Below are 1,739 nucleotides of genomic sequence, written 5' to 3'. Positions count from 1 at the left end.
CAGATCCAACGTCAACAAGCCAAACTGGCAGAAAAAGGTATCGTGATTCGAGTGTGTGGTTTAGCAAATAGCAAAGGCTTGCTACTCGATAGTGAAGGCTTACCACTAGAACACTGGCGCGACCGCATGTCAGCGGCAACAGAAGAATTCAGTCTAGCTCGTTTAATCGCGTTAGTTCAGCGCAATCACATCATCAACCCTGTACTTGTGGATTGTACGTCTAGTGAAGACATTGCAAATCAATATGCAGACTTTCTAGCAGCAGGTTTTCACGTGGTCACACCAAACAAAAAAGCAAACACAGCAAGCATGGCGTACTACCATCAGCTTCGAGATGTCGCTCGTAGTTCGCGTCGCAAGTTGATGTACGAAACAACTGTAGGGGCTGGCCTACCGGTTATCGAAAACCTACAAAACCTGATTGCAGCAGGCGATGAGCTTGAACGATTTAGTGGCATTTTGTCAGGTTCACTGTCTTACATCTTCGGTAAACTTGACGAGGGTATGAGCCTGAGCGAAGCGACGAATATTGCGAAAGAAAATGGCTTCACTGAGCCAGATCCTCGTGATGACCTTTCTGGTATGGACGTTGCGCGTAAGCTGCTCATCCTAGCTCGCGAAGCAGGTATGTCATTAGAGCTTGAAGATGTGGTCGTTGACCAAGCGCTACCACCAGGCTTTGATGATTCAGGCAGTGTTGATGAATTTATGGCTCGTTTGCCAGAAGCGGACGCGTACTTCAAAGAGTTATCAGCGAAAGCGGCAGAAGAAGGCAAAGTGCTACGTTATGTTGGTGAAATTAATGATGGCAAGTGCACAGTGAGCATGGCCGCTGTCGATGAAAATGATCCAATGTTCAAAATTAAAGACGGTGAAAACGCGTTGGCGTTTTATAGTCGCTACTACCAGCCAATTCCTTTAGTGCTGCGTGGTTACGGTGCCGGTACAGAAGTGACGGCAGCAGGCGTATTCTCGGATGTAATGCGTACTTTAGGTTGGAAACTAGGGGTATAACAATAATGAGTTCAAGTGATATGGGCGTGGTGGTTTATGCCCCTGCTTCAATTGGTAATGTTAGCGTAGGTTTTGACGTGCTGGGGGCGGCAGTGTCCCCAGTTGACGGCACTTTGTTGGGTGACCGAGTTCAAGTAAAAGCAGGGACTGAGCCGTTCAGTCTAAACACTGCTGGGCACTTTGTTTCGAAGTTACCAACCGATCCAAAAGAGAACATCGTTTACGATTGTTGGGTGGTGTTTGCTCGTGAACTGGACAAAAAAGGCATTGAGCTAAAACCACTTGAAATGACGCTAGAGAAAAACATGCCTATTGGTTCTGGTTTGGGCTCAAGTGCTTGTTCTATTGTGGCAGCGTTGGACGCGCTAAACCGATTCCACGACCAGCCTTTGAATGAAACGGAATTGCTGGCTTTAATGGGTGAAATGGAAGGTAAAATTTCGGGTGGTGTTCACTACGACAATGTTGCTCCATGTTACCTTGGTGGTGTTCAGTTGATGCTTGAAGAGCTGGGCATCATCAGCCAAGAAGTCCCTTGCTTTGACGAGTGGTATTGGGTGATGGCGTATCCGGGCATTAAAGTGTCGACGGCTGAAGCGCGTGAAATCCTACCATCTCAATATCGTCGACAAGATATCATTGCCCATGGCCGTCACCTTGCGGGCTTTATTCATGCGTGTCATTCTGGTCAGCCAGAGCTTGCTGCAAAAATGATCAAAGACGTG

The 1,739-nt window shown here is 47.4% G+C and carries 1 protein-coding gene and 1 pseudogene; both read left to right on the top strand.

Annotated features, from left to right (window positions below; genetic code table 11):
• A pseudogene (thrA, locus tag R7E42_RS23855) lies at nt 1-1,014 on the top strand (bifunctional aspartate kinase/homoserine dehydrogenase I); the annotation flags it as partial.
• A gap of 20 nt (nt 1,015-1,034) precedes the next feature.
• A partial coding sequence (gene thrB, locus R7E42_RS23850; protein WP_318073067.1) for a homoserine kinase occupies nt 1,035-1,739 on the top strand: 705 nt, incomplete at its 3' end.

It is taken from the genome of Vibrio sp. Vb1337 (genome assembly GCF_033338715.1).
Classification (GTDB): Bacteria; Pseudomonadota; Gammaproteobacteria; order Enterobacterales; family Vibrionaceae; genus Vibrio; species Vibrio alginolyticus.
This window is presented reverse-complemented; position numbering and strand designations above follow the sequence as displayed.